Annotated in this window: 23 protein-coding genes; 11 read left to right on the forward strand and 12 right to left on the reverse strand. The window is 68.2% G+C overall.

The annotated features are described in order from the left end of the window. The 7 genes from AB0L70_RS37000 to AB0L70_RS37030 all read right to left on the reverse strand — a co-directional run bounded on the left by AB0L70_RS37000 (position 1) and on the right by AB0L70_RS37030 (position 6,317). A complete protein-coding gene (locus tag AB0L70_RS37000; protein WP_363691516.1) occupies positions 1-156 on the reverse strand; it encodes a hypothetical protein in 156 nt (51 codons plus the stop codon). A 180-nt stretch (positions 157-336) separates the two neighbouring features. Then, positions 337-744 carry a hypothetical protein gene (locus AB0L70_RS37005; protein WP_363691517.1) on the reverse strand — a complete coding sequence of 136 codons (408 nt, stop codon included), beginning with the start codon at positions 742-744 and terminating at the stop codon, positions 337-339. Further along, positions 744-1,070 carry a hypothetical protein gene (locus AB0L70_RS37010; protein ID WP_363691518.1) on the reverse strand — a complete coding sequence of 109 codons (327 nt, stop codon included), beginning with the start codon at positions 1,068-1,070 and terminating at the stop codon, positions 744-746. The genes AB0L70_RS37005 and AB0L70_RS37010 overlap by 1 nt, the downstream gene beginning before the upstream one ends. Next, positions 1,030-3,042 carry a CehA/McbA family metallohydrolase gene (locus AB0L70_RS37015; protein WP_363691519.1) on the reverse strand — a complete coding sequence of 671 codons (2,013 nt, stop codon included), beginning with the start codon at positions 3,040-3,042 and terminating at the stop codon, positions 1,030-1,032. Before AB0L70_RS37015 ends, AB0L70_RS37010 begins: the two co-directional genes overlap by 41 nt. A 50-nt stretch (positions 3,043-3,092) precedes the next feature. Then, positions 3,093-4,574 (reverse strand): glycoside hydrolase family 3 N-terminal domain-containing protein, encoded by a 1,482-nt coding sequence (locus AB0L70_RS37020; RefSeq protein ID WP_363691520.1) that lies wholly within the window; start codon positions 4,572-4,574, stop codon positions 3,093-3,095. A 14-nt stretch (positions 4,575-4,588) separates the two neighbouring features. Then, positions 4,589-5,425 carry an ABC transporter substrate-binding protein gene (locus tag AB0L70_RS37025; protein ID WP_363691521.1) on the reverse strand — a complete coding sequence of 279 codons (837 nt, stop codon included), beginning with the start codon at positions 5,423-5,425 and terminating at the stop codon, positions 4,589-4,591. A 40-nt stretch (positions 5,426-5,465) separates the two neighbouring features. Then, the gene (locus AB0L70_RS37030) at positions 5,466-6,317 is read right to left on the reverse strand and encodes an AraC family transcriptional regulator (protein WP_363691522.1); all 852 of its coding nucleotides are present in this window, start codon (positions 6,315-6,317) and stop codon (positions 5,466-5,468) included. 148 nt (positions 6,318-6,465) lie between these two features. Here AB0L70_RS37030 and AB0L70_RS37035 point away from each other — a divergent pair, with 148 nt between their 5' ends. The 8 genes from AB0L70_RS37035 to dhaK all read left to right on the forward strand — a co-directional run bounded on the left by AB0L70_RS37035 (position 6,466) and on the right by dhaK (position 14,088). After that, positions 6,466-7,284, forward strand: coding sequence for a phytanoyl-CoA dioxygenase family protein (locus tag AB0L70_RS37035; RefSeq protein ID WP_363691523.1), 819 nt, complete (start codon positions 6,466-6,468; stop codon positions 7,282-7,284). 16 nt (positions 7,285-7,300) lie between these two features. Continuing rightward, the gene (locus AB0L70_RS37040) at positions 7,301-9,784 is read left to right on the forward strand and encodes a glycosyl hydrolase (protein WP_363691524.1); all 2,484 of its coding nucleotides are present in this window, start codon (positions 7,301-7,303) and stop codon (positions 9,782-9,784) included. Between the two features lie 26 nt (positions 9,785-9,810). After that, entirely contained in the window at positions 9,811-10,230 is a 420-nt protein-coding gene (locus tag AB0L70_RS37045; protein ID WP_363691525.1) for a MarR family transcriptional regulator, read from the forward strand. A gap of 99 nt (positions 10,231-10,329) precedes the next feature. After that, the gene (locus tag AB0L70_RS37050) at positions 10,330-10,740 is read left to right on the forward strand and encodes a DUF6069 family protein (RefSeq protein ID WP_363691526.1); all 411 of its coding nucleotides are present in this window, start codon (positions 10,330-10,332) and stop codon (positions 10,738-10,740) included. Between the two features lie 60 nt (positions 10,741-10,800). Continuing rightward, the gene (locus AB0L70_RS37055) at positions 10,801-11,658 is read left to right on the forward strand and encodes a class II fructose-bisphosphate aldolase (RefSeq protein ID WP_363691527.1); all 858 of its coding nucleotides are present in this window, start codon (positions 10,801-10,803) and stop codon (positions 11,656-11,658) included. Then, the gene (locus AB0L70_RS37060; RefSeq protein ID WP_363691528.1) at positions 11,655-12,455 is read left to right on the forward strand and encodes an HAD-IA family hydrolase; all 801 of its coding nucleotides are present in this window, start codon (positions 11,655-11,657) and stop codon (positions 12,453-12,455) included. Before AB0L70_RS37055 ends, AB0L70_RS37060 begins: the two co-directional genes overlap by 4 nt. Further along, positions 12,452-13,096 carry a dihydroxyacetone kinase subunit DhaL gene (gene dhaL / locus AB0L70_RS37065; protein WP_363691529.1) on the forward strand — a complete coding sequence of 215 codons (645 nt, stop codon included), beginning with the start codon at positions 12,452-12,454 and terminating at the stop codon, positions 13,094-13,096. The genes AB0L70_RS37060 and dhaL overlap by 4 nt, the downstream gene beginning before the upstream one ends. Beyond that, positions 13,093-14,088 (forward strand): dihydroxyacetone kinase subunit DhaK, encoded by a 996-nt coding sequence (gene dhaK / locus AB0L70_RS37070; RefSeq protein WP_363691530.1) that lies wholly within the window; start codon positions 13,093-13,095, stop codon positions 14,086-14,088. Before dhaL ends, dhaK begins: the two co-directional genes overlap by 4 nt. Here the strand turns inward: dhaK and AB0L70_RS37075 are convergent. From AB0L70_RS37075 to AB0L70_RS37085, 3 genes are all read right to left on the reverse strand, one after another. After that, complete coding sequence (locus AB0L70_RS37075; RefSeq protein ID WP_363691531.1) at positions 14,053-15,327, reverse strand: GAF domain-containing protein; 1,275 nt, start codon at positions 15,325-15,327, stop codon at positions 14,053-14,055. The genes dhaK and AB0L70_RS37075 overlap by 36 nt on opposite strands. 103 nt (positions 15,328-15,430) lie before the next feature. Continuing rightward, positions 15,431-15,892, reverse strand: coding sequence for a hypothetical protein (locus tag AB0L70_RS37080; RefSeq protein ID WP_363691532.1), 462 nt, complete (start codon positions 15,890-15,892; stop codon positions 15,431-15,433). A gap of 22 nt (positions 15,893-15,914) precedes the next feature. Further along, positions 15,915-16,565, reverse strand: a complete 651-nt coding sequence (locus AB0L70_RS37085; RefSeq protein WP_363691533.1) for an HAD family hydrolase — start codon at positions 16,563-16,565, stop codon at positions 15,915-15,917. Between the two features lie 51 nt (positions 16,566-16,616). Between AB0L70_RS37085 and AB0L70_RS37090 the strand changes: the two genes are divergently transcribed. Genes AB0L70_RS37090 through AB0L70_RS37100 form a run of 3 tightly spaced genes read left to right on the forward strand, consistent with a single transcriptional unit; the run spans position 16,617 to position 19,327 of the window. Then, positions 16,617-17,264, forward strand: a complete 648-nt coding sequence (locus AB0L70_RS37090) for a methyltransferase domain-containing protein (RefSeq protein ID WP_363691534.1) — start codon at positions 16,617-16,619, stop codon at positions 17,262-17,264. Next, on the forward strand, positions 17,261-18,283 hold the full coding sequence (locus AB0L70_RS37095) for a DUF4037 domain-containing protein (protein WP_363691535.1): 1,023 nt from the start codon (positions 17,261-17,263) through the stop codon (positions 18,281-18,283). The genes AB0L70_RS37090 and AB0L70_RS37095 overlap by 4 nt, the downstream gene beginning before the upstream one ends. Before the next feature lie 3 nt (positions 18,284-18,286). Next, positions 18,287-19,327, forward strand: coding sequence for an enolase C-terminal domain-like protein (locus AB0L70_RS37100; protein ID WP_363691536.1), 1,041 nt, complete (start codon positions 18,287-18,289; stop codon positions 19,325-19,327). Here the strand turns inward: AB0L70_RS37100 and AB0L70_RS37105 are convergent. Then, complete coding sequence (locus AB0L70_RS37105) at positions 19,314-21,179, reverse strand: Na+/H+ antiporter NhaA (protein ID WP_363691537.1); 1,866 nt, start codon at positions 21,177-21,179, stop codon at positions 19,314-19,316. The genes AB0L70_RS37100 and AB0L70_RS37105 overlap by 14 nt on opposite strands. Continuing rightward, the gene (locus AB0L70_RS37110) at positions 21,179-21,340 is read right to left on the reverse strand and encodes a hypothetical protein (protein WP_363691538.1); all 162 of its coding nucleotides are present in this window, start codon (positions 21,338-21,340) and stop codon (positions 21,179-21,181) included. Before AB0L70_RS37110 ends, AB0L70_RS37105 begins: the two co-directional genes overlap by 1 nt. Positions 21,341-21,428 lie beyond the last annotated feature (88 nt).

The raw sequence follows: 21,428 nt of genomic DNA on the forward strand, positions 1-21,428 counted from the left end.
TCAGCGAACCAGACGAAGGAGTGCTCGGAGCCCGGCGCTGACTTCCTGGTTGCTGGTGTCGAGGCGGCGCAGCGTCTCGATCAGGTCGTCACGGGGATGCTTGACGTCCCGCAGCATGGTGGTCAGCCGGCTCGCGCAGGTAGCTGAAGTACGCACCGGCCGGGCGGAAGAACGTGCTGACCAGATAGAGGCCGGCCAGGTAGTAGCCGATCGCGTCGCCGGACAGGTAGGTGATCAGGGCACGATCGTCAGGACCACGGCCCCACCGAACACCAGGATCTTCGACATACCCAGCAGGTTGCCCGACCCCGCCCCCGACGGGATCGGTACAACTACTCAGGAGACGAGGAGGTTGGCCTGCGAGCGGAGGAGGAGGTTGAGAGAGCTGTGGAGGGCCAGGCCGCCGAGAGCACCGAGGGCTCGGAAAGTGAGGGTGGTGTCGACGACCGTCGGTGCGTCGAAGCGGACCCGGATGCCGCCCTCCTGGCGTTCCTCGCCAGTGAGTTCGTGGACGGGTAGGTCGAGTTCGACGCCCGGGACCGGACGGCTCTCGATCACCAGTTGGCCGGTGACGTAGCCGAGGTTGACGATGGTGATGTCGATCGGGTGCCACTCACCAGGGGTCATGGTGCCGAGCCGGGTGGCGGTGCGGGCGACGTTGACCCGGGCCTCGGGGTTGATCGTGACGGAGATCGGCGCTGTGGTGTCGACCGGGCCGCAGCAGCCGGCGGGTTCGCCGTACATCAGTCCACCTCGGATTCGTCGCGACGGGTCAGGTAGGTGGCCTGGGCGGCGTCGTACGCCTCCCGCGCCTCGGTGCGTTCGGCCTCGCGGATGAAACCGGACTTCGCCTTCCAGAGCGCGTCGACCGAGTCGTGCAGCCACTGCGCGCTGCGCCGCGACGCCCGGATCGGCCGGCCGGCGATCTCGACGAAGATCGGCTGGGTGTGCACGCTGCGCAGGATCCGGATCGCCACCCAGGACGATCGCTCCAGGGCTACCTCGAACTCGATCGGCTGCTCGTTGCCATCAGCAAGCAGCTCCTGGGATGCGACCGGGATCCCGTTCACCAGCAGCTCGACCAGAACGTTGCGGGTCCGGCCGATCCTGGACCGCTCGAGGTGCCATCCGACGGGTGCGCTGTACACGGGCTGACCCGCGGCGGGTGCTGCCGGCGGCTGCTCGGGCAGCCAGGCGGCGACCGTCGCGCTGACCCTGGACCGGTCCCGGAGCGTCCGTCGTATGTTCGCGTCCGGTGTCGCCGTCGACGGCGAAGTCGTAGACGTGACTGCGGCCGTCACCGAAGTACGACGCACGCTCCTTGAGACCACCGAGCCACGACTCCAGGGCCTGCTCGCCCTGCGGTGGCTCGGGCAGCTGGACGTACGTACGCCCGACGCCGGGGCCTTCGTCGTAGATGCAGGGGTAGTCGGTCTCGCCGAGCATCAGCGTGCGGTAGCCGAGGTTGAGCAGGTGGTACCAGATGTTGAGCTCGGACGCGGGATCGAACTCCGCACCGCACTGGAAGTCGGCGGCACCGAGCGGTACGTCGACGATGATCTCGTTCGAGCCGATCGACTGGAACTCCGGGACGATGAAGTTCGGCAGCTCGTCGGTGCCGACCGAGAGGCCGAGCCCGCAGTGCGCGTAGCCGACCATCGCGTTCTGGGCGTGACCCCAGCGCATCACCGGCAGGTTCCACGACGGCCAGTCTTCGATCAGCTTGGTGCCGGGGTAGTCCTGGTCGGTGAGCCCGAGCAGAATGACGTGACCGGAGTGGCTGGACGGGAAGCCCGACACCTCCAGGTCGTACCGGAGCAGGCTCTGGCCGTCGTGGTCGGTGTCCTGCGGATCCCAGTTCATGCCTTGCGCCTGCTGCATGGCCGGGTTCTCCAGCTCGGCGCGCGGACTGATCGACGAGCCGCTGAAGAACTGCTTCTGGTGGTAGTAGCACGGACCCCAGGTGAGCACGCTGCCCATCCACAGTCCCTCGCCGCGCACATGCCGGATCATCGTCTCCGGATTCACGCCTTCGCTCGGCACGCTGTAGTGCGAGCAGCCGCCGGCGTGGATGTGCGGGTCGCCGGAGTAGTAGCCGTGACGGGCCGGATCGGTCCAGCGATCCAGCTGGATCGTGACTGCCTCGTCGTCGGCGGAGAGGTCGACGTCGACGCGGACCTCGCGGTACTCGGGTCCGCGACGTGCGGAGATCTCGTACTGGCCGGCCGGGAGCGTGAGCACCTCCCCGGTGGCGCGGTAGACGTGCTCGTGGAAGAACATGTCAGGAGCCAGCCGCATCGCCATCGACGGGTACGCGCGGCGCTGGGAGTCGCGGACGGTCAGCGCCGCCACGCAGCTGCTGCCGTCGGGCTCGCGGATGTCGAACCGGATGTCGCGGGCCGGCAGGCAGTCGAAGTCGTACGACGCTTCGTACTGGCGGTTCTCGAAACCCATCCGCTGCCAGGCCTTCCGGATCGGCGGCCGGGTGATGCTCTCGTTCGCCTCCTCGACCGACAGGATGAAGGCCAGCGCGCCGCTGCGGTTGCCGCCGTCGCGGCTGTACAGGCTGATCACCTTGTACTCGACGTCCAGGCCGGACACGTCGGTCGGACCGGCGAGCTTCACCTGCAGCCAGCTCTTCTCGATCCTCGGGACGATGGTCAGCGTGTCCGGCAGCGTGATCCGCGATGCGTGGCTGTGGTAGTCGATCCCGCCGACCACATGGTTCGAGGGTGCGGACAGATCGCCCAGCAGCCGGTGCGGGTTCTCGATCCGGACCAGGAAGCTGCGCCATCCGTGCTGGACCAGGCGCGGTGCTGCGGCACCCGGCGTACTGGTGGTGAGGCCTTGCTCGTCGATCCGCGCGTTGGCGATGACGTGGGGCCGCAGCAGCTCGTCGAGCTGGGCGGATCGGACGGCGTCGGTCTCGGAATCGTCGGCCAGCTTGGCCAGCCGGCTGGTGAGGTCGTCGGGGAGTGGTTCACCGATATCGCGGAGTTTCTCAACGGCTCGAGTCGCAGAAGCGTGCAGCGGTTGGAACACAGGGCCTCCTCGGGGTGCACCGAGCTTATGCCGGACACCCACCTCGGTCATTACCTTTTCAGCGGGCCACCCAGTAGGTGTTGGGCTGCTGCCTCGGCGCAGACGGTCGCGCTTCCGAAGGTTTGGATCCAGGCGGCGAAACCGGAGTAGTCGGTGCCGGGGACGCCCATGTCCACGACGATCATGTCGGGGTGCTGGGACTGGAGTTCGGCGATGAGTTTCTGTTGCCACTCGAAGCGGTGAGCGCCGCGGACGAGGAGGATCAGCCGGCTGTCGGCGCCGTACTCGGAGCGGAACTCGCCGACCCCGGCCCGCGCCATCCCGGGCCCGTTGTACGTCTGCCCGGACAAACCGATGCTCTCGACAACCTTCCCCGCATCGCGCAGCAATCTCTCGACACCCCATCCAGATGACCCGGCCGCGGGGGAGTGCGTCGGCTCCAACCGGATGATCAGTACGGCGTCACTCCGCACCATCGGATCCCCGTGAACTACTACCACCTGCTCGGCCAGCCGCGACCCCAAAGCGTTGTCCCGCAAGGAAACATCCGCCCGGGGCCGGGTCCCCAGCCGAGCGAGCCGCTCGTTCGCCTCCTGCAGCCGCTCGACCGGCAATCGCTCACTCTCGACCGCGTCGACCAGCGCCGCAGCAGCCACATCCACATCGTCGAGAAACGCCCACGACCCAAGGCACAGCGCATCCGCCCCGGCCTCGATCGCCCGTACGGCGGCCTCCGGCAACGGCGCCACGTCCGCGATCCCGTACATCTCCAACGCGTCGGTGATCACGACCCCGTCGTACCCCAGCTCACCCCGCAAGATGTCCGTCAGCAGCACCTTGCTGATCGTCGCCGGTACGTCGTCCACCTGCGGCACCATGTCATGCGAAACCATGATGCTGTCCACACCGACTTCGATCGCGGCCCGGAAAGGGTCCAGGTAGCTCTCCAGCAGGTCGGCCCGGGAGACGTCGACGAATGGTGTCGCGAGGTGGGCGTCCGTGCCGCTGAGGCCGTGGCCCGGGTAGTGCTTGGCGCAGGCGCTCACCCCGGCTGCCTGCAGGCCTTCCACCCAGGCCGCCGTGTGCCGGCTGACCAGCTCACGATCCGACCCGAAGCACCGAATCCCGTTCGGACTCAGCGGGTTGACGGCCGTGTCGACCGCCGGAGCCAGATCCCAATCCACCCCGGCCTCGACCAGCGACAACCCGATCTGGAAGGCCGCCTGCCGCGTCAGCTCGACGTCGTTCAGCTCACCCAGCGCCCGATTACCCGGCATCGAGAACCCACCGAGATTCGCGAGCCTGCTGACGTCCCCGCCTTCCTCGTCGATCGACAACAGCACGTGGTCGCGCAACCCGTGCAACTCCGCGGCCAACCGCTGGAACTGCGGCCCGTCGACGATGTCTTTGCCGAAGATCACGAACCCGCCGAGCCCGGCGTCGATCCGCGGCCCGACCCAGTTCGGCACCTTGGGTCGGCCGAGCGCGGGGAACAGCACACCGTGGGCGAGCCGCTGGAGTTCTGAGTTCACCACAACACCCTTGTTCACAAGGGTTTTGTGAGTGCGTCCGTGACGGTGGTGACGAAGGCGGCTGCCGTCGCATAGGTGAGCGCCGGCTCCGGGTTCCACGGCAGCACGTTGCCTGCGCGTACGCCGGGGACCTCGGCCCATGCCGGGATGGTGGCCAGCTGTTCGGCGCCGAGCGAGTTGGGCCGCTGGTCGTACAGCAGGAGGTCCGCGGGGTGGCTGGTGGGGAGGTCCTCCCACTTCACCACCTCCCAGCCGCCGGCCGTGGTGGTCGGCGTGAACTGGACGCCGGCCTCGGCGAGCACCCGGAGGCTCGCCCAGTACGCCGGATTCGCGACGTACGCGTCCGTGGGGGTGCCGCCGGACAAGGCGGTGACCTGCGCGGTGGGCGCTGCACTCGTGAGCCGGTCGATCGCTGCGGTGAGGGCTTCCTCGGAGTCGTCCGAGCTGCCCGCCAACTCGTGGAAGCGCTGGATGATCGAGGTGAGACTACGGCCGTCCGCGATACCGATCAGGGCGATCGGCGCGATCTCGGCCAGGGTCGTCGCGGCGGTTTCGGAGAGGCCGTACACCTCGCCGGCGTAGGTCACGCTGACGATCAGGTCGGGCCGCAGGGCCGCGACCTTGTCCAGGTCGATGGCATCAGCGGCGCCGACGTTCGGCACGGCCAGTCCGGCCGCGGCCGCGTCGCCCGCATCGGCGTGGTGTTGCGAGCCGAAGTAGCCCACGACCGGTGCCCCGAGTTGGGTCAAGGTCTGAGCGGCCTGTGCGTAGGCGAGGATCCGGGTCGGTGGGGTTGGTGTCTCTACCAGGTGCTGACGATCGTCTTCGAAGGACCAGCCTTGGGACACCATGCATTCCGCCTTCCACGCATCGGATTCCAGACGCGTTCAATCATAGGTGCGGGAGCTGGCTGACGACGGTGTGGCGAAAGTCGCGCGGGCTGATCCGTTTGAGCTGACGGAACCGCCGGTTGAAGTTCGAGAGGTTCTGGTACCCGACGTGCGCGGCGATGTCGGCGATCGCGAGCTCGGTGTCGAGCAGCAGTTGGCACGCGGCCGCGATGCGGAGCTCGGTGAGGTAGTCGGTCAGCGTTCGACCGAACGTACGGCGGAAGAATCTGCTGAACGCGGTCGGGGTCATGTGGGCGACGGCGGCGACCTCGGTGAGCGTGACCGGAGTCGTGTAGTTCTTGGCCAGGAAGGCCTGGATGGCGTCGGCGCGCTCTCGGGCGTGGGTGCTGACCGGGCGCAGCCTGGTGGTGGAGAGGACGCGCGAGTGGGCGTCGGCCAACCGGCTCAGGAGCTGGATCAGCCGGAGGGTTCGATCGGCCGGACGGCCTTCGCCGAGGTCACGAATCGCCGCCGCGAGGTTGTTGCCGGCGATCAGGTGCACCCCGCCCGCGGCTCGCTCCAGCAGCGAGCCGATCGCGGCGAACTCGGGCCGTTCCCAGAACGCCGGCCCGAGGAAGTCCGGCCGGAACTGGATCACGACGGCCTCGTGGTCGGCGCTGTCCGGTCCGGACGCGAACGTGTGCGGCAGCTCGGCGCCGATCACGGTCAGATCCCGAGGCCAGTAGTTCTCGATGCTGTCGCCGACGATCCGGGTGCCGCTGCCCTTGGTGATCAGCGTGATCTCGACCTGGGGATGGAAATGCCAGTAGAAGTCGAACGCCGTACCCCGGCGCACGTGATGGTGCCAGGAGATCTCGCTCGGCTCGACGACGTGCTCGAACTCGGCTCGCATACCGGGTAAGCGTACTGAATCGGCCCGCCGGGCGGGGTTGCCGTCCACGATCGGGTAAGGCAGTACCGGAACTGGTCAGCTCAGGCGTCGAGCCTGGCCCGTACGGCGGGTCACCCTGGAGATACAGCGATCACATCAGGGAGGCACTGTGACCACGACCGGCATCGGCGTCGACTCGCCGTACCAGCTGGCGGACAACGCGCCCGCGCAGTTCGAGCGGGACGGCTTCATCCGGCTGCCCGGCGTTCTCGACGCGGCGACCATCGACCACTTCGAGCCGGAGATCACCTCGAAGGTGATCGAGCTGAACACGATGCACCTGCCGCTGGCGGAGCGATCGACCTACGGCAAGGCGTTCCTGCAGGTGACGAACCTGTGGCGGCACAGCGACCTGGTCCGCCAGTTCGTGCTGTCCGAGCGGCTCGGCCAGATCGCGGCCGAGTTGATGGGCGTCGAGGGTGTGCGGCTGTATCACGACCAGGCGCTGTACAAGGAGGCCGAAGGCGGCATCACGCCGTGGCACGCCGATCAGTACTACTGGCCGTTCACCAGCGACCGCACCTGCACCGTGTGGGTGCCGTTGCAGGAGACGCCGGCCGGGATGGGTCCGCTGGAGTTCGCGGTCGGCAGCCAGTCCTTCGAGTTCGGGCGTGAACTGCCGATCAGCGACGAGTCGGAAGCCGAGCTCCAGAAGGCGTTGTCGGCGCAGGGATTCGACGTGTCGTCCGAGCCGTACGCACTCGGCGACGTCAGCTTCCACTCCGGCTGGACGTTCCACCGCGCCGGCCCCAACACCACCGAGATTCCGCGCCGGGTGATGACGATCATCTACATGGACGCCGACATCGAGGTCAGTACGCCGACCAACGACAACCAGCGTGCTGACCTCGCACACTGGCTTGCCGACACAGCGCCGTACACGATCCCGGACACGCCGCTCAACCCGGTGATCTACCGGCGGAGCTGACCGGTACTGGCCATGGGTGGGCGTTGACCCGGCATCGCGGATCGCGATGGGGTGGTCGGGGGACCCGACGACGGAGGTAGTGCCGGTGACGACGCTCGACGACGTACGACGGCAGTTCCAGGCACCGCCGAGCGACGGGCGGCCGATGGTGCGCTGGTGGTGGTTCGGGCCGTCGGTGGATCGGCGCGAGATCGACCGTGAGCTGTCGGCGATGGCGACGGCCGGGCTGGGCGGGGTGGAGGTTGCCTTCGTCTACCCGATGGCTCCGGTGGATAGGCCGTTCGGATCGGACAAGTTCCTCACCGACGTCGGCTACGCCGCTCGCACGGCGGAGCGACTCGGGCTGCGCTTCGATCTGACCCTCGGCAGCGGGTGGTCGTTCGGTGGTGGTCACATCGGACCGGAGCTGGCGGCGCGGCGGCTGCACTGGGATCGCCGCGAGATCGGTCTCGAGGCGTACGACGTACCCCTGGTCGAGGCGTGGCCCGGCGACGAGGTGGTCGCGGCCTTTGTCGGCGACGGGTCGGCCGGCGTGCCATCGTCGTACGTGGAAGTTCCGGTGACCGATGGGGTGATCCGGGTGCCGCGGGGCAACGGGCCGCGGGAGGTGCTGATCGCGTACTCGCGGCTGACCGGGCAGAACGTGAAGCGGGCCGCGGCGGGTGCCGAAGGGCCTGTGCTCGATCACTACTCGGTCGCCGCTGCTGAGGAGCACATCCGGGCGGTGGCTGAACCCTTGCTGCTGGCAGCCACACCGGCGCTGGTGACGTCGGTGTTCTGCGACAGCCTCGAGGTGTACCAATCGGACTGGACGCCTGCTCTGCTGGAGGAATTCGGTCGTCGGCGGGGATACGAGCTGCGGCCACGCCTCTATGAACTGCTGACGGGTTCCGCCCAGGTGCGGATCGACTTCTACCGGACGCTGTCGGAGCTGTACGAGGAGAACTTCGTCGCCGTCTTCCAGCGCTGGGCCGCGGGACACGGCGTACCGTTCCGGATCCAGAGCTACGGCGAACCGCCGGCGACGATGAGCAGCTACCGCTTCGCCGACCTGTTCGAGGGCGAAGGCTGGGGCTGGACCCAGGTGCCGGAGACCCGGTGGGCGTCGTCCGCGGCGAACATCTACGGCCGGTCGGTGGTGTCAGCCGAGGTCTGGACCTGGGTGCACTCGCCATCGCTCCGCGCGACACCGCTCGACCTCAAAGGTGAGGCGCACGAACACTTCCTGTCCGGCGTGAACCAGCTGATCGGACACGGCTGGCCCTATTCGCCGTCGGGAGGGCCCGGGCTCGGTTGGATCTTCTACGCCGCGGGTGCGCTTGACGATCGCAACCCGTGGTGGCCGGTCGCGGGCGAGCTGTTCGGCTATCTCCACCGGCTCTCCTGGCTGCTGCAGCAGGGGACACCGGTCCGGCCGGTCAAGGTCTACGTCCCGGCTTCCAACGCGTACGCGGAAGCCCGCGGATCGGTGAACCTCTACCGTGCCGTACGGCCGTTGATCGGTGACGAGATCCCGCGGATCATCCGGGCGGCCGGGCTCGACTTCGACCTGATCGACGACGACGCGATGACCGTGATCGATCCGGCCACGGTGCCGCTGGTCGTCGTACCCGGCGACGCGATCTTGCCTACGGCAACGTCCGAGTGGCTGGCGCGCGTCGGGACGGTCGTGCACGGCACCGCTGGGCTCGCGGATCAGTTGCCGGAACCAGGGTTGAGTCCGGTAGAGGACGTCGGGGTCGTGCATCGACGGCTCGACGACGGCGACTTCTATTTCGTCGCGAACACCGGCAACCAGGTCCGGACCCTCCAGGTCGCCCACTTCGAGGTGTGGGATCCGGCGACCGGGGCGACAAGGCAAGCATCGGACGAGCTGACTCTGCATCCGTATGAGGCCGTCGTCCTGGTCCCAGTCGACGCGGCCCAGAGCGCCTTGCCTGTTGACGAAATGCTAAGCCGGGTTGACGGTCCGTGGAGTGTCGAGTTCGACGGCGAGACGACGCCGGTCACCCTCCCGCACCGCTGGGAGGATCACCCCGGACGTACGACGTACTCCGGTGCCGCGACGTACACGACCGAGCTCGCCCTGCCGGACGTCGACGGCACCCTGCTGCTCGACTTCGGCCCCGGCGAGCTCGTGCCCCAGGACACCGAGCCGTACCTGCCGACCCAGTCCTACCGCGCGATGCTCACGCCTCCGGTCGGTGTCGCCGCCGAGGTGTGGCTCAACAACACCCACTGCGGCAACCTCTGGTCCCCGCCGTTCCGCGTCGACCTCACCGCCGCCGCCAAACCCGGTCCGAACACCCTCCGCATCGTCGTCCACAACACCGCGGCCAACGCCCTCTCCGCCGACCACCACTTGACCTCTCTGGTCGAGTCCGTCACCGCCCAGTACGGCCGCCGTTTCGACCTCCAACACGTCGAACACGCAGCCGACCACCTCAACTCCGGCCTCCTCAACACCCCCACGGTCGTCGTCCGCCGCGACGCCCAGTGATTGACGCCCGTGATTAGGGTGGGGGCATGGCGAAGGGGCTTGGGGTTGGGCCGGCGTTGATCCGGGCCTCGACGGCGGTGAACGAGCAGTACGAGCGGATCAGCTCCGAGCTCGGGCTCACCACCCAGCAGGCGCGGCTGCTGTTCATCCTGCACCGGCAACCGACGAACATGCTCGGGCTCGGGTCCGCGTTGCGGCTGACCAAGTCGACGATGACCGGCGTGATCGCCCGGATGGAGGCCAGCGGGCTGGTGGTCCGCGTCCCGGACCCCGGGGACCGGCGGAACTTCGTCGTCACCCCGACCGATCTCGGCGCCGACCTGGCCGAGGACTTCGAACAACGGTTGCGCACCGAGGTCCGCCGGATGCTGAACGTCCTCGACCCGGCCGAGCGGGACACGCTGGCGACCTTGCTGACCAAAGTCATCGCAGCCGGCGAGGATTAGTACGAGTTTCGGACTGTTTTCCCAGAATCCCTGGATCTGCCGCGCTGTTTGGCCTACCGTCAATTAGTACGAGGTTCGTACTGATTATGGAGGCGCGGGATGACGACGACAATCGACGTACGACGATCTGCCACAGCCGGCCGGGTTGCGCTCACAGGCGCGGCCGTCGTGGCGGCCGCGGTCAACTACCTGGTCGCCCGAGGCGCGATCGCACTCGGCGCGGATGAGTCCTTCCGCCCACTGACCCCACCCGTCGTCATCGCCTTCACCGTCATCGGCGTCGCCGTTGGATACCTCGGCTGGCGCGCGATCGTCCGACGCGGCTGGCGGCCGGGAGTGGTCGTCCCACTCGTCCTCGCCGCATCGATGCTCCCCGACCTCCTCTTGATGGCAACGGGTTTCATCCCCGACACGACCACAACCGGAGTCGCGGGCCTGATGGTCATGCATTTGGTCGTTGCAGCTGTAGCGCTGCCGGTCTACCGGAGGATTTACCCGGTCCGCGGTTGAGCGTGCAGCATTCGTGCAGCGTTCGGCGGGGCAGGCTGGCTCCTGGAGAGAGGAGCGGGCATGGCTGTTGCGCCGTTGAAGGGGCTTGTGGATGAGGCGCTGGCCAAGGGGTACGCGGTTCCGGCGATCAACGTGGTGGACGAGCTGAGTCTGAGTGCCGTCGTGGCAGCAGCGGTGGAGGCGGGGTCGCCGCTGATCATCCAGACGTCGGTGAAGACGGTGAAGGCAGTCGGCCGCGACGTCCTCAAGGCGATGTTCGACGCCGTGGTCGGACCGGTGCCTGTGCCGGTCAGTCTTCATCTCGACCACTGCCCGGATCGCGCGGTGATCAGTTCCTGTTTGGAGGCCGGGTGGAACTCGGTGCTCTTCGACGCCTCCGCGCTTCCGGTCGAGGAGAACCAGCGGCAGACGGTCGAGGTGGTCGCCGAGGCCAAGCGGTACGGCGCTCACGTCGAAGGCGAGATCGAGGGCATCACCGGAGTGGAGGACGGCGTCGGCTCCGATGCCGAGGCGGAACGACAGTCCCTCGAGGTCGCGACCCGGTTCGTCGAGACGACCGGGGTGGACGTGTTCGCGCCGGCGATCGGCAACGCGCACGGCATCTACCACTCGACGCCTGAACTGGATTCCCAGCGGATCACCGACCTGGTCAAAGCGACCGGCATCCCGATGGCTCTGCATGGTGGTTCGGGTCTGACCCGTGAGCAGTTCCAGGACCTGATCGGCCGCGGCTGCGCGAAGGTCAACATCTCCACCGCGCTCAAGGTCGCGTACATGAAGTCGTCGCTCGAACATCTCGAGCAGGCCCGGGCCGCGGACAAATGGGACCCGCCGAGCCTGTTCCGGCACATCCACGCGGCCGTGAAGACGATGGCCGCCGAGCACATCGAGATCTTCGGCAGCGGCGGCCGCGCATGACTTTATCGAATGCCGGGCTGATCTTCGACTGTGACGGCGTACTGGGGGATACCGAGCGCGACGGGCATCTGCCGGCGTTCAACGCGACCTTCGAGCATTTCGAGTTGCCGGTGCGCTGGTCGGTCGAGGACTACGGCCGCATGCTCCGGATCGGCGGTGGCAAGGAACGGCTCGCCACGTTGCTGGACAACGAGGACGTGTGGAAGGCGGCCGGGTTGCCGGCCACGCCGGAGGAACGCGCCGACGTCGTCGCAACCTGGCACCGGTTCAAAACCAAGACGTTCACCGACCTGGTCGCAGCCGGGGTTATCCCACCGCGTCCCGGCGTACGGCGATTGATCACCGACGCACTGCAGGACGGGTGGACGGTTGCGGTGGCGTCGACCTCGGCGGAGCCGTCGGTGCGGGCCGTTCTGGCCGGGGCGGTCGGGGAGGAGGTCGCGGCGACGATCCCGGTCTTCGCGGGTGACGTCGTACCGCGGAAGAAGCCCGATCCGGCGGTCTACCGGCTGACCGTCGACCAGCTCGGGCTGGACCCGGCCGACACCCTCGTCGTCGAGGACTCGCGGAACGGACTCCTCGCCGCGGTCGGAGCCGGGCTGACGACTGTCGTCACCGTCAGCGGCTACACCCGGGACGAGGACTTCACCGAAGCGGCCCTGGTCGTCACCAGTCTCGGCGACCCTGACGGCGAACGGCTCGAAGTACTCGCGGACCCGCACGGAATAGACCCCGTCGACGCGCTCACCCTGGCCGATCTCACCGCGCTCGCAACCATCCAAGGAGGCCGGTCATGACCGACAGCTGGAACGACGTCGACCTGGTGCTGACCACGCTCATCACCACCTGCCTCGAGAACGAGAAGTACTTCGGCGACCTCGACTCGGTCGTCGGCGACGGCGACTTCGGCTACTCACTGGCCCGCGGTTTCGAGAAGTTGCAGGCCCAGTACGGCGAGTTGGACCGGACCGACATCGGCACGTTCCTGAAGAAGGTCGGGATGCTGGTGACCTCGCGGATCGGGGGTACGTCGGGACCCATCTGGGGGACCGGATTCATGCGCGCGGGGATGACGGCCGGGGCGACCACGACCCTGGACGGCACGGCCGTGGTGGCGATGCTGCGCTCCGCGGTGGAAGGGATCATGGCCCGCGGCGGCGCGGAGCTGGGGGACAAGACCCTGCTGGACGCGCTGGTCCCGATGACGGACGCGATCGAGGAGTCCACCGCCTCCGGAGCGAGTAGTGAAGAAGTCGTACGGCGGGCCGCGGTCGCGGCTCGTACGGCGGCCGACGCGACGGCCGAGCTGGTCGCGAAGCGAGGCCGAGCCGCCTACACGGGTGAGCGGAGCCGGGGATCGGTCGACGCCGGGGCCACCGCCGTCGCCGTGATCATCGAGCAGATCGCAGAGGTCTGGAAGACAAGGGAGTCCCGATGAAGAAGTTCGTCAACGACCCGAAGAACTACGTACCGGAGATGCTGCGGGGGATCGCGCTGGCCAACCCGGACACGCTGAAGTACGTGCCGGAGTACAACCTGATCATGCGTACGGACGCACCGCGCGACGACAAGGTCTCGATCGTCCAGGGCTCGGGGTCCGGGCACGAACCCGCGCACGTGATGACGGTCGGCAAGGGCATGCTCGACGCGGCCTGTCCCGGTGACGTGTTCGCGGCGCCGCCGATGGACTACGTGTACGAGACCACCAAGCTGCTCGCCTCCGAGAAGGGTGTGCTGCTCCTGGTGAACAACTACACCGGTGACCGGATGGCGTTCGACATGTCGCAGGAGATGAGCCAGGCCGACGGGCTGACGGTCCGCACGCTGATCATCGACGACGACGTCGCGGTCAAGGACTCGACGTACACGGTCGGCCGGCGCGGGGTGGCGGGCAACTTCTTCGTGATGAAGGCGGTCGGCGCCGCCTCCGAGCAGGGTGCGGATCTCGACGAGCTGGTCCGGATCGGGGAGAAGGTCAACTCGGTCACCCGGACCATGGGCATGGCGCTGACGGCGTGTACGCCGCCGGCCAAGGGGTCGCCGCTGTTCGAGCTCGGTGCCGACGAGATGGAGATGGGCGTCGGTATCCACGGCGAACCGGGTCGCAGCCGGGAGAAGCTGGCGTCGGCGGACGAGATCATCGACCAGATGCTCGAGGCGGTCCGGTCCGACCTGCCCTACGAGTCCGGTGACAACGTCGCGCTGATGATCAACGGCCTCGGCGGTACGCCGATCAGCGAGCTGTACCTGCTCTACGGCCGCGCCCACCAGGTCCTCACCGACCAAGGCATCAACGTACGGCGCAACTACGTCGGCGAGTACTGCACTTCGCTCGACATGGCCGGCGCGTCGGTCACTCTGGTCAAGCTGGACGACGAGATCGACGGTCTGCTCTCAGCGCCCGCGGAGATCGCCGTTCGGGTCTTCTGATCCGTTGGCCCGGTCCAGTCCGTAGTCGGCGCGAAGGCGTCGTACCTCGGACTGGGCTGAGGGCCACAGTGGGGAGGTCGGTGACATCAGCGTCAGTTGGCGTTCCCACGCGGCCAAATCGTTGACTCCGGCGTACGAGCGGGTCCACGCCGCGACGAGGTCGACGTCGTACGTCTGGAGGACCGCGGACCGGATGCGGTTCTCCAAGCGGTTGCGTGAGGCAACCACACCCGGTGCGTCGGACTGCGGTAGCAACGGGCCCGCATAGCGGCGCAGGGCTGATGAGAGCAGGTGGTTGTCGAGGTCGTCAGCGGTCTCGAGCCAGTCCGCGGCGATGTCGGGGTGCAGGCGGTACGGGCGCGAGTCGACGATGTCGGAGCCGAGCAGGGCGCGCAGGCGGGTCACCTCGCCGCGCAATGAGGAGCGGTGGTCGTCCTCGCCGTACAGGGCGTCCGACAGATCCTCGGCACTGAGTCCTTCGGGGTGCTCGGCCAGCAGTACGACGATGTCGCTGTGCCGGCGGCTGAGCCGGAGGTCGCGACCGTCGATCCGCACCGCGGCGTCGGGTCGTGCCAGCGCCGAGATGTGCATGCGCTGGGTCGAGTCGCCCAGGACCCGGCGAAGCGTCATCAGCCGGCCCAGCTCGGCCTCGGCCATCCGGGCAGCCGCGCGGATCATCGCCAGCGATTGCGGTGAGCTCGCGTCGGCGTTGCCGGTGATGTCGACGACCCCGAGGACCCGCTGCGTCTCCGGGTCGTAGATGGGCGCGGCCGCGCACGACCAGGGCTGCACGAGCAGCGTGAAGTGCTCGGCCGACCGGATCTGCACCGGCCCGGCGACCTCCAGCGAGGTGCCGAGCGCGTTGGTGCCGACGTGCCGCTCGGCCCACCAGGCGCCTTCGGTGAAGTGGATGCCGTCCGCGGCCCGGAGTGAGTCTGGACGTCCGCACACCCACAGCAACCGGCCGTCACTGTCGCCGACCGCCATCACACAGTCGCTGTCCTCGGCGGCCCGGCCGAGCACGTCGTACAGCATCGGGAAGACCGCGGAGAGTGGGTGTTCGGCCCGGTACGACGCCAACTCGTCGGCCTCGAACGCGAACGGAGCCGCGGCGTCGGACTGGAGTCCGGCCGCGATCGAGCGGCCCCATGAGGCCGCGACGAGTCCACGGACGTTCCGGCCCCCGCCGTCGAGGAACTCCTCATGTCGGCGGTGCAGCCACCGGTCGACGGAATCCACTCCTCCAGATAACTGCCGAACCCAACGAAAGTCCAGCCCTTCGGTCGGATGGTGACAGTGGAGGAGACAGGTGGTGGTGAGGGGCGCGAAAGTCCGGCGAGGATCAGCGGTTCGGGCCGCGCATCGGCTGGGGTGCGTACGCGGGCGAAGGGCGCTGGAAGGGGGCGCGCGGAGCACTGAGGCGAAGCAGGCTGAAAGTCGCGAGCACGCCGGTGATCAGAGCCGCAACGATCAGCAGAGCCAGCCGGTCCTGTTTGGCCCGCTGGCAGTCGCCGGTGATCGTCTGCTCGAGTTCGGTGACCACGTCCTGGGAGGCGTTGCCGTCACCGGCCGCCTTCAGTTGCTCGGCGTACTTCTGGGCGGCTATCCGCCAGTCGACGGGGCCGTGCTCCATGCTTCGTCGCTCCGACGGGCCCAGGTTGCCGAACGGTATGCAGCTGACGCTGATGTCCCCGTCGTTCAAGCCTTTGCCGCTGTAGGTCACGTCCGGGGAGTTGCAGAAGAGGAAGATCATCCAGACGGCGGCGAGAAGGGTCAGCACCGGGGGCAGCAGCTTGGAGAGCATGGCGAGGGAGATCCGATCCGTGTCAGGCGTCGAGCAGCAGCAGCGCCTCGCTGATCGAGTTCGTCACCGGGGCACCGGTAGTCTGCAGGGCCGAACGGGTCATCGCGCCGGTGGTGACGAGGATGCACTGCGAGCCGGCCGCCTCGGCGGCCAGGCCGTCGTCGACCACATCACCGATCAGCACGACCTCGGCCGGATTGAGGTTCTGGGCCTCGAGGTGCTGGATCAAGCTCTCGGCCTTGGAGCCGCCGCCCACCTCGCCGGCCAGTCCGTCGATGCGGGTGAAGTACTGCGTGAGCCCGAACTGCTCGACCGTCGGGGTGAGCCGGGTGTGGAACCACATCGACAGCAACGACTGGGTCCGACCGCTCTCGGCCAACCGGCGCAGCGCGTCCGGCACTCCGGCCGCCAGATCGGAGGTGTGCAGGAGAGCGTCGTACCGCTCGTGGTAGAGCTTGTCGACGCGCGCCCACTCCTCCTCGTCGAGCACGCGTGCCAGGACCGACTCGTACGAGACGCGCATCGGCCGCGCGTACGCCGCCTGCCACTCGGCCCAGCTCAGACCCGCCCGGCCGAACTCCGCGCACACCTCGTTGACCGCCGCCAGCACGATCTCGTTGTCGTTGAGCAGCGTCCCGTTCCAGTCCCAAACCACATGCGAAATCGGCGTCACCTGCGCCACTCTAGACGGGAGCAGGGCAGCGAATCGGAGAGGGCGGAGTACGTGGGCGAGATCAGAGAACTGGCGCGGGCAGTAGCGGCCGACCCCGGGAAACCGGTCCGCCAGGAGGCCAGAGCCAGTCAGCGGCTGTCGCTGAATCTCGCCACACATCCGTCGTCGTGGTCCCAGGAACAGGCCGACGAGACGGTACGGCGCTACACCGAACTCGCACCGGTCTGGGACGGCGAACGCGGTGGCTACCGGCCTGTCCCACTCGCGGATGCGCTCCGACGCGGCGGACCGTTCCCGGCCGGTCCGTGCCTGGAGGTGGGCTGCGGGACCGGACTGCTTTCGGGGCTCCTCGCCGAGGTGTGGCCGGAGCTGATCAGTCTCGACCTGACCTGGGCGATGCTGACCCGCTCGTCTGTCCCTCGGCGGGTGCTGGGTGACGCATCGCAGCTGCCGGTCCGGGCCGGCTGTGCGGCTGCCGTCGTACTGGCTGATGTGCCTTTGTTTGCAGGGGAAGTGGTTCGAGCGCTCGCACCGGACGGGGTGGTCGTGTGGTCGAACGCTCTGGGGGAGGACGCGCCGCACCACGTCCCGATCCCCCCTGTGCTGGCTGCGTTGGAGGACGCGTCGGGTGCGACGTGGTCCGCGGTCACGTCCCCGGCCGGCTGGGGACTCTGGGCAGTTCTGAGGCGGGAGTCATGACGGAATTTCGGAGCGCGGCTGAGCTGGGGGACGGCTTTTATGAGGAGGTGGTTGGACCGCTGCTGAGTGGGACCGCGCATGCGGCCGGGTTGCTCGGGTGGGGTTCGGATGTACTCGGGTACGACACCGAGCGGTCCACGGATCACGGGTGGGGGCCGCGGCTGGTGGTGTTCGTGGACGCCGATGAGGTGAAGCGGGTCCAGGGGCTGGTGGATGCAGGGCTGCCGCAGGAGTACGCCGGGTTCCCGGTGTGGTTCGGGTGGGACACTCAGGAGCCGGTCCACCACGTGACTGTCACGACACTGGCGGACTGGCTGGTCGGATGCTTGGGGTTCGACGCGACCCAGGAGATCGAGCTCGAGAACTGGTTGCTCACACCGCAGCAGCAGCTCCTCGGTGTAGTGGCCGGCCGGGTGTACGCCGATGACGGCCGGCTCGCGCCGGTCCGGGAGGCCCTGGCGTGGTACCCGGATCAGGTCTGGCGCTGGATCCTGGCGTGTCAGTGGTCCCGGATCGCGCAGGAGGAGGCGTTCGTCCAGCGCACCCACGAGGTCGGCGACGAGCTGGGGTCGCGGGTCGTGACCGGGCGGCTGGTGCGGGACGTGATGCGGCTGGCGCTGCTGCAGTCGCGGACGTATGCGCCGTACTCGAAGTGGCTCGGTACGGCGTTCGCCCGGTTGGGACACCCGGATGGGCTCGACCAGGCCCTGGCCGCCGCGATCAGTGCTGACGACCTGGCTGGACGGGAGGCCGGACTCGCGACGGCGTACGAGCTGGTGGCGAAGCGGCACAACGCGCTGGGGATCACGGCCGAGGTCGATCCGTCCACGCGACCGTACTTCGACCGGCCGGCCACGGTGCTGGATGCCGGCCGATTCGTCCACGCCTGCCTCGACACGGTGACGGATCCGGCGGTGCTGGAGTGTGGATTGATCGGATCGATCGACCAGTTCGCCGACAACACCGACCTGCTCAGCAATCCGGCGGCGTACCGTCGGCTGACGAGTGTCTATCGTTGAACAATGACTCTCTCCCGCCATGTCATCACCTCGGTCACGACGGCACAGATCACCTATACCTACCTCCGTCCCGTCGGGCGGAACTCCTTTCGCGGCGACCACGGGAGCGGTGGAACCGCGACGGTGTACATCGTCGAAACCGACCGTGGTGCGACCGGTTGGGGGCTGCCCCTGCACGACGGGGATCCAGGTCCGCTCGTGGGCCGGAACGTGGCCGAGTTGATCGATCCGGATCGTGGCGTGATCGAGCCGGCGGCGGAGTTCCTCGACTACCCGCTGCATGATCTGGCCGCCCGGATCCTCGACGTACCGGTCTATGCGATGCTCGGCGGCGCGGGCAGCCGGGAGGTGCGGTGCTACAGCGGCGGCATCTATTTCGACGACCTGGACTCCGGTATCGACGTGATCCGGACGAACCTCCGGCAGGACCATGAGTTCGGGTTCCGCGACTTCAAGCTGAAGGTCGGGCGCGGCTATCGGTGGATGGAGCCGGACGCCGGGCTCGCGCGCGACATCGAGGTGACGAGGCTGGCCCGCGAGCTCTACCCGGACGCCGAGATCCTGGTCGACGCGAACGACGGCTTCAGCGTGAACACCCTGCAGGCGTACCTCGATGCGGTCGAGGACTGCCGGCTCTACTGGCTCGAGGAGCCGTTCGCCGAGCGCTGGGAGGACTTCCGCTTCCTCCGCGAGCGTCTCGGTACCGACGGCACGAAGATCGCGGACGGCGAGTTCGACCCGAACGAGGACTACATCCTGCGACTCGCCAACGAAGGCCTGCTGGACGTCGCGCTGATGGATGTCACGGGCCACGGCTTGACGGCCTGGCGCCGGACAATACCTCGCCTGACGTCCGAAGCATCGCCGCACGCCTGGGGTCTGCCGCTCAAGACCCTGTATGCCGCGCACCTGGCCGCCGGGCTCGGCAACATCCCGATCATCGAGGGCGTCCCCGGCCGCACCGAGGGCACCGGCGACTACACGCTGGCCGACGGGTACGTCACGTTGTCCGAGGAGCCCGGGTTCGGCCTCAAGTTGCCGTAGCCAACGATTGCTCGATCGCCCGGCTCAGCGTCGGCAGGTCCTGCGGGCCTTCGTGACGGTGGTTGTTGATGAAGAAGGTCGGCGTACCGGCCACGCCGCTGCGGTCCGCGGAGTCGATGTCCTGGGCGATCCGGGTCGCGTGGTCGGGCGCGGTCAGATCGGCCCGGAAGCGGTCCAGGTCGAGCTCCAAGGTCTCGGCGTGGGCGAGGATGGCGTCGAGTTCGAGGTTGTCCTGGTGGGCGAGCAGCAGGTCGTGCATCGGCCAGAACTTCCCCTGCAGACCGGCGGCCTCGGCCGCTTCGGCGGCGAGCTGGGCATGTGGGTGTACGTCGTGCAGCGGTAGGTGCCGCCAGACGTAGCGAATGTGCGTGTTCGACGCGATCAGTTCGCGGGCGGTGGGCGCGGCCATCTGGGTCCACGGGCACTCGAAGTCGCCGTACTCGACGACAGTCACGACGGCATCGGCCGGCCCGCGGATGTGGTCGCGTGTCGCGTCGACCGGTGGCGCGAGGTCGTTGAGCTGACCGCCGGTCCCGAGAAGTGCACGCGTACGGGCGCGGGCGGGCAGCAAGGCGATCACCCGGTAGAAGGCCAGCGTGAGTACGGCGGCTCCGAGGGCAGCCGCGAGTACGCCGAGCTTCGCCTCCTCCAACGCGGTCCCGGTGAAGGCGAGGTCGGCGATCAGCAGTGACAGCGTGAACGGCACCCCGGCGATCAGCCCGCTGCCGACCACACCCGCCCACCCAACCGACGGCCGCACTGCACCGTGGCTAGTCCGGGTGATCAGCCAGGAGGTACCGGCAACCGCCACCGGCTTGCCGACCACGAAGGCCAGGAAGAGCCCGATGGTGACCGGCGCGGTCAAGGCGTCGGCCAGCAGACCCGAGTGCAGCGCGATCCCGGCGTTGGCCAGCGCAAACAGCGGTACGACGCCATAGCTGGTGAGCCGGTGATACGTGTGCTGCAGGCGAGCGTTCGCCGACAGTGTCCCGGTCAGTTCACGCGTCGCCGTCCGCGCCAGCTCCGGCGTCGGCTGCTCCCGGAACAGCCGGACCAGCGTGGTCGCCTGCTCCAGCGCATCCCGCCTCGGTACGTAGGCCGACGTTGCCAACCCGACCGCCAGACCCGCCACGACCGGATCGATGCCGCTGGCAAGCAATGCACACCACAGCACCACCGCGAGGACCGTGAAGACGAACCTCCGCTGCTGGTAGCGCAACCGCGTCGACGCCAGCAGACCGGCGTACGACGCGATCGCGATCAGTAGCCCACCGACGTGCACCTCGCTGGTGTAGGCGATCGCGATGACCACGAGCGCGACCACGTCGTCGACGACGAACACCGTGAGCAGGAATGTCCGGATCCGATCCGGGACCTGCTTGCCGAGCACCGCGAGGACGCCGAGTGCCAGCGCAGTGTCCGTCGACATCGCCGCGCCCCAGCCGTGCAGTCCCTCGCCGGAGTGGTTGAACGCCAGGTAGATCAGCACGGGCAGGCCCATCCCGGCGAGACCGGCCGCGACCGGGAGGATCATGCGGCGACGCTCCCGGAGTTCGCCGAGGTCGAACTCGCGACGCGCCTCGAGCCCGACGACCAGGAAGAAGAACGCCATCAGGCCGCTGTTCACCCACGTGCGCAGGTCCAGGCTCGTCGACAGCGGGCCGATCCGGACCGGGAGCTCCTTGGTCCAGAACGCCTCGTACCCGGTGTTCGTCACGTTGGCCCAGACCAGCGCGAGTGCGATCGCGCCGGCCAGCACGGCGGCGCTGGCCGCCTCGGTCCGCAGGAACGCGCGCAGCGGACTGGTGGCGGGACCGACCATCGACATCCCGCTGGGGTCCAGCTCGGCCATCAGCTGTGGATCTCCTGCAGGGTCCAGGTGTTGCCGTCCGGGTCGGCTAGGTCGGCCATACTCGCGTACGAGCGCCGTTCCGGATCAGCTCCGGGAGCGAAGTCGCCGGCCCAGGTATCGATCGGTGTCTTGTGCCGGATGTCGCCGACTTTGACACCCACCGCTTGTGTCCCGAGCTATCTGGTTGGTGATCTAGGAGTAGTCGGCAATGAGCGTGGGCCACCGATCTTGAGCCCACGCGAGCCAGGT

Source organism: Kribbella sp. NPDC051952 (genome assembly GCF_040680855.1).
Lineage (GTDB): Bacteria > Actinomycetota > Actinomycetes > Propionibacteriales > Kribbellaceae > Kribbella.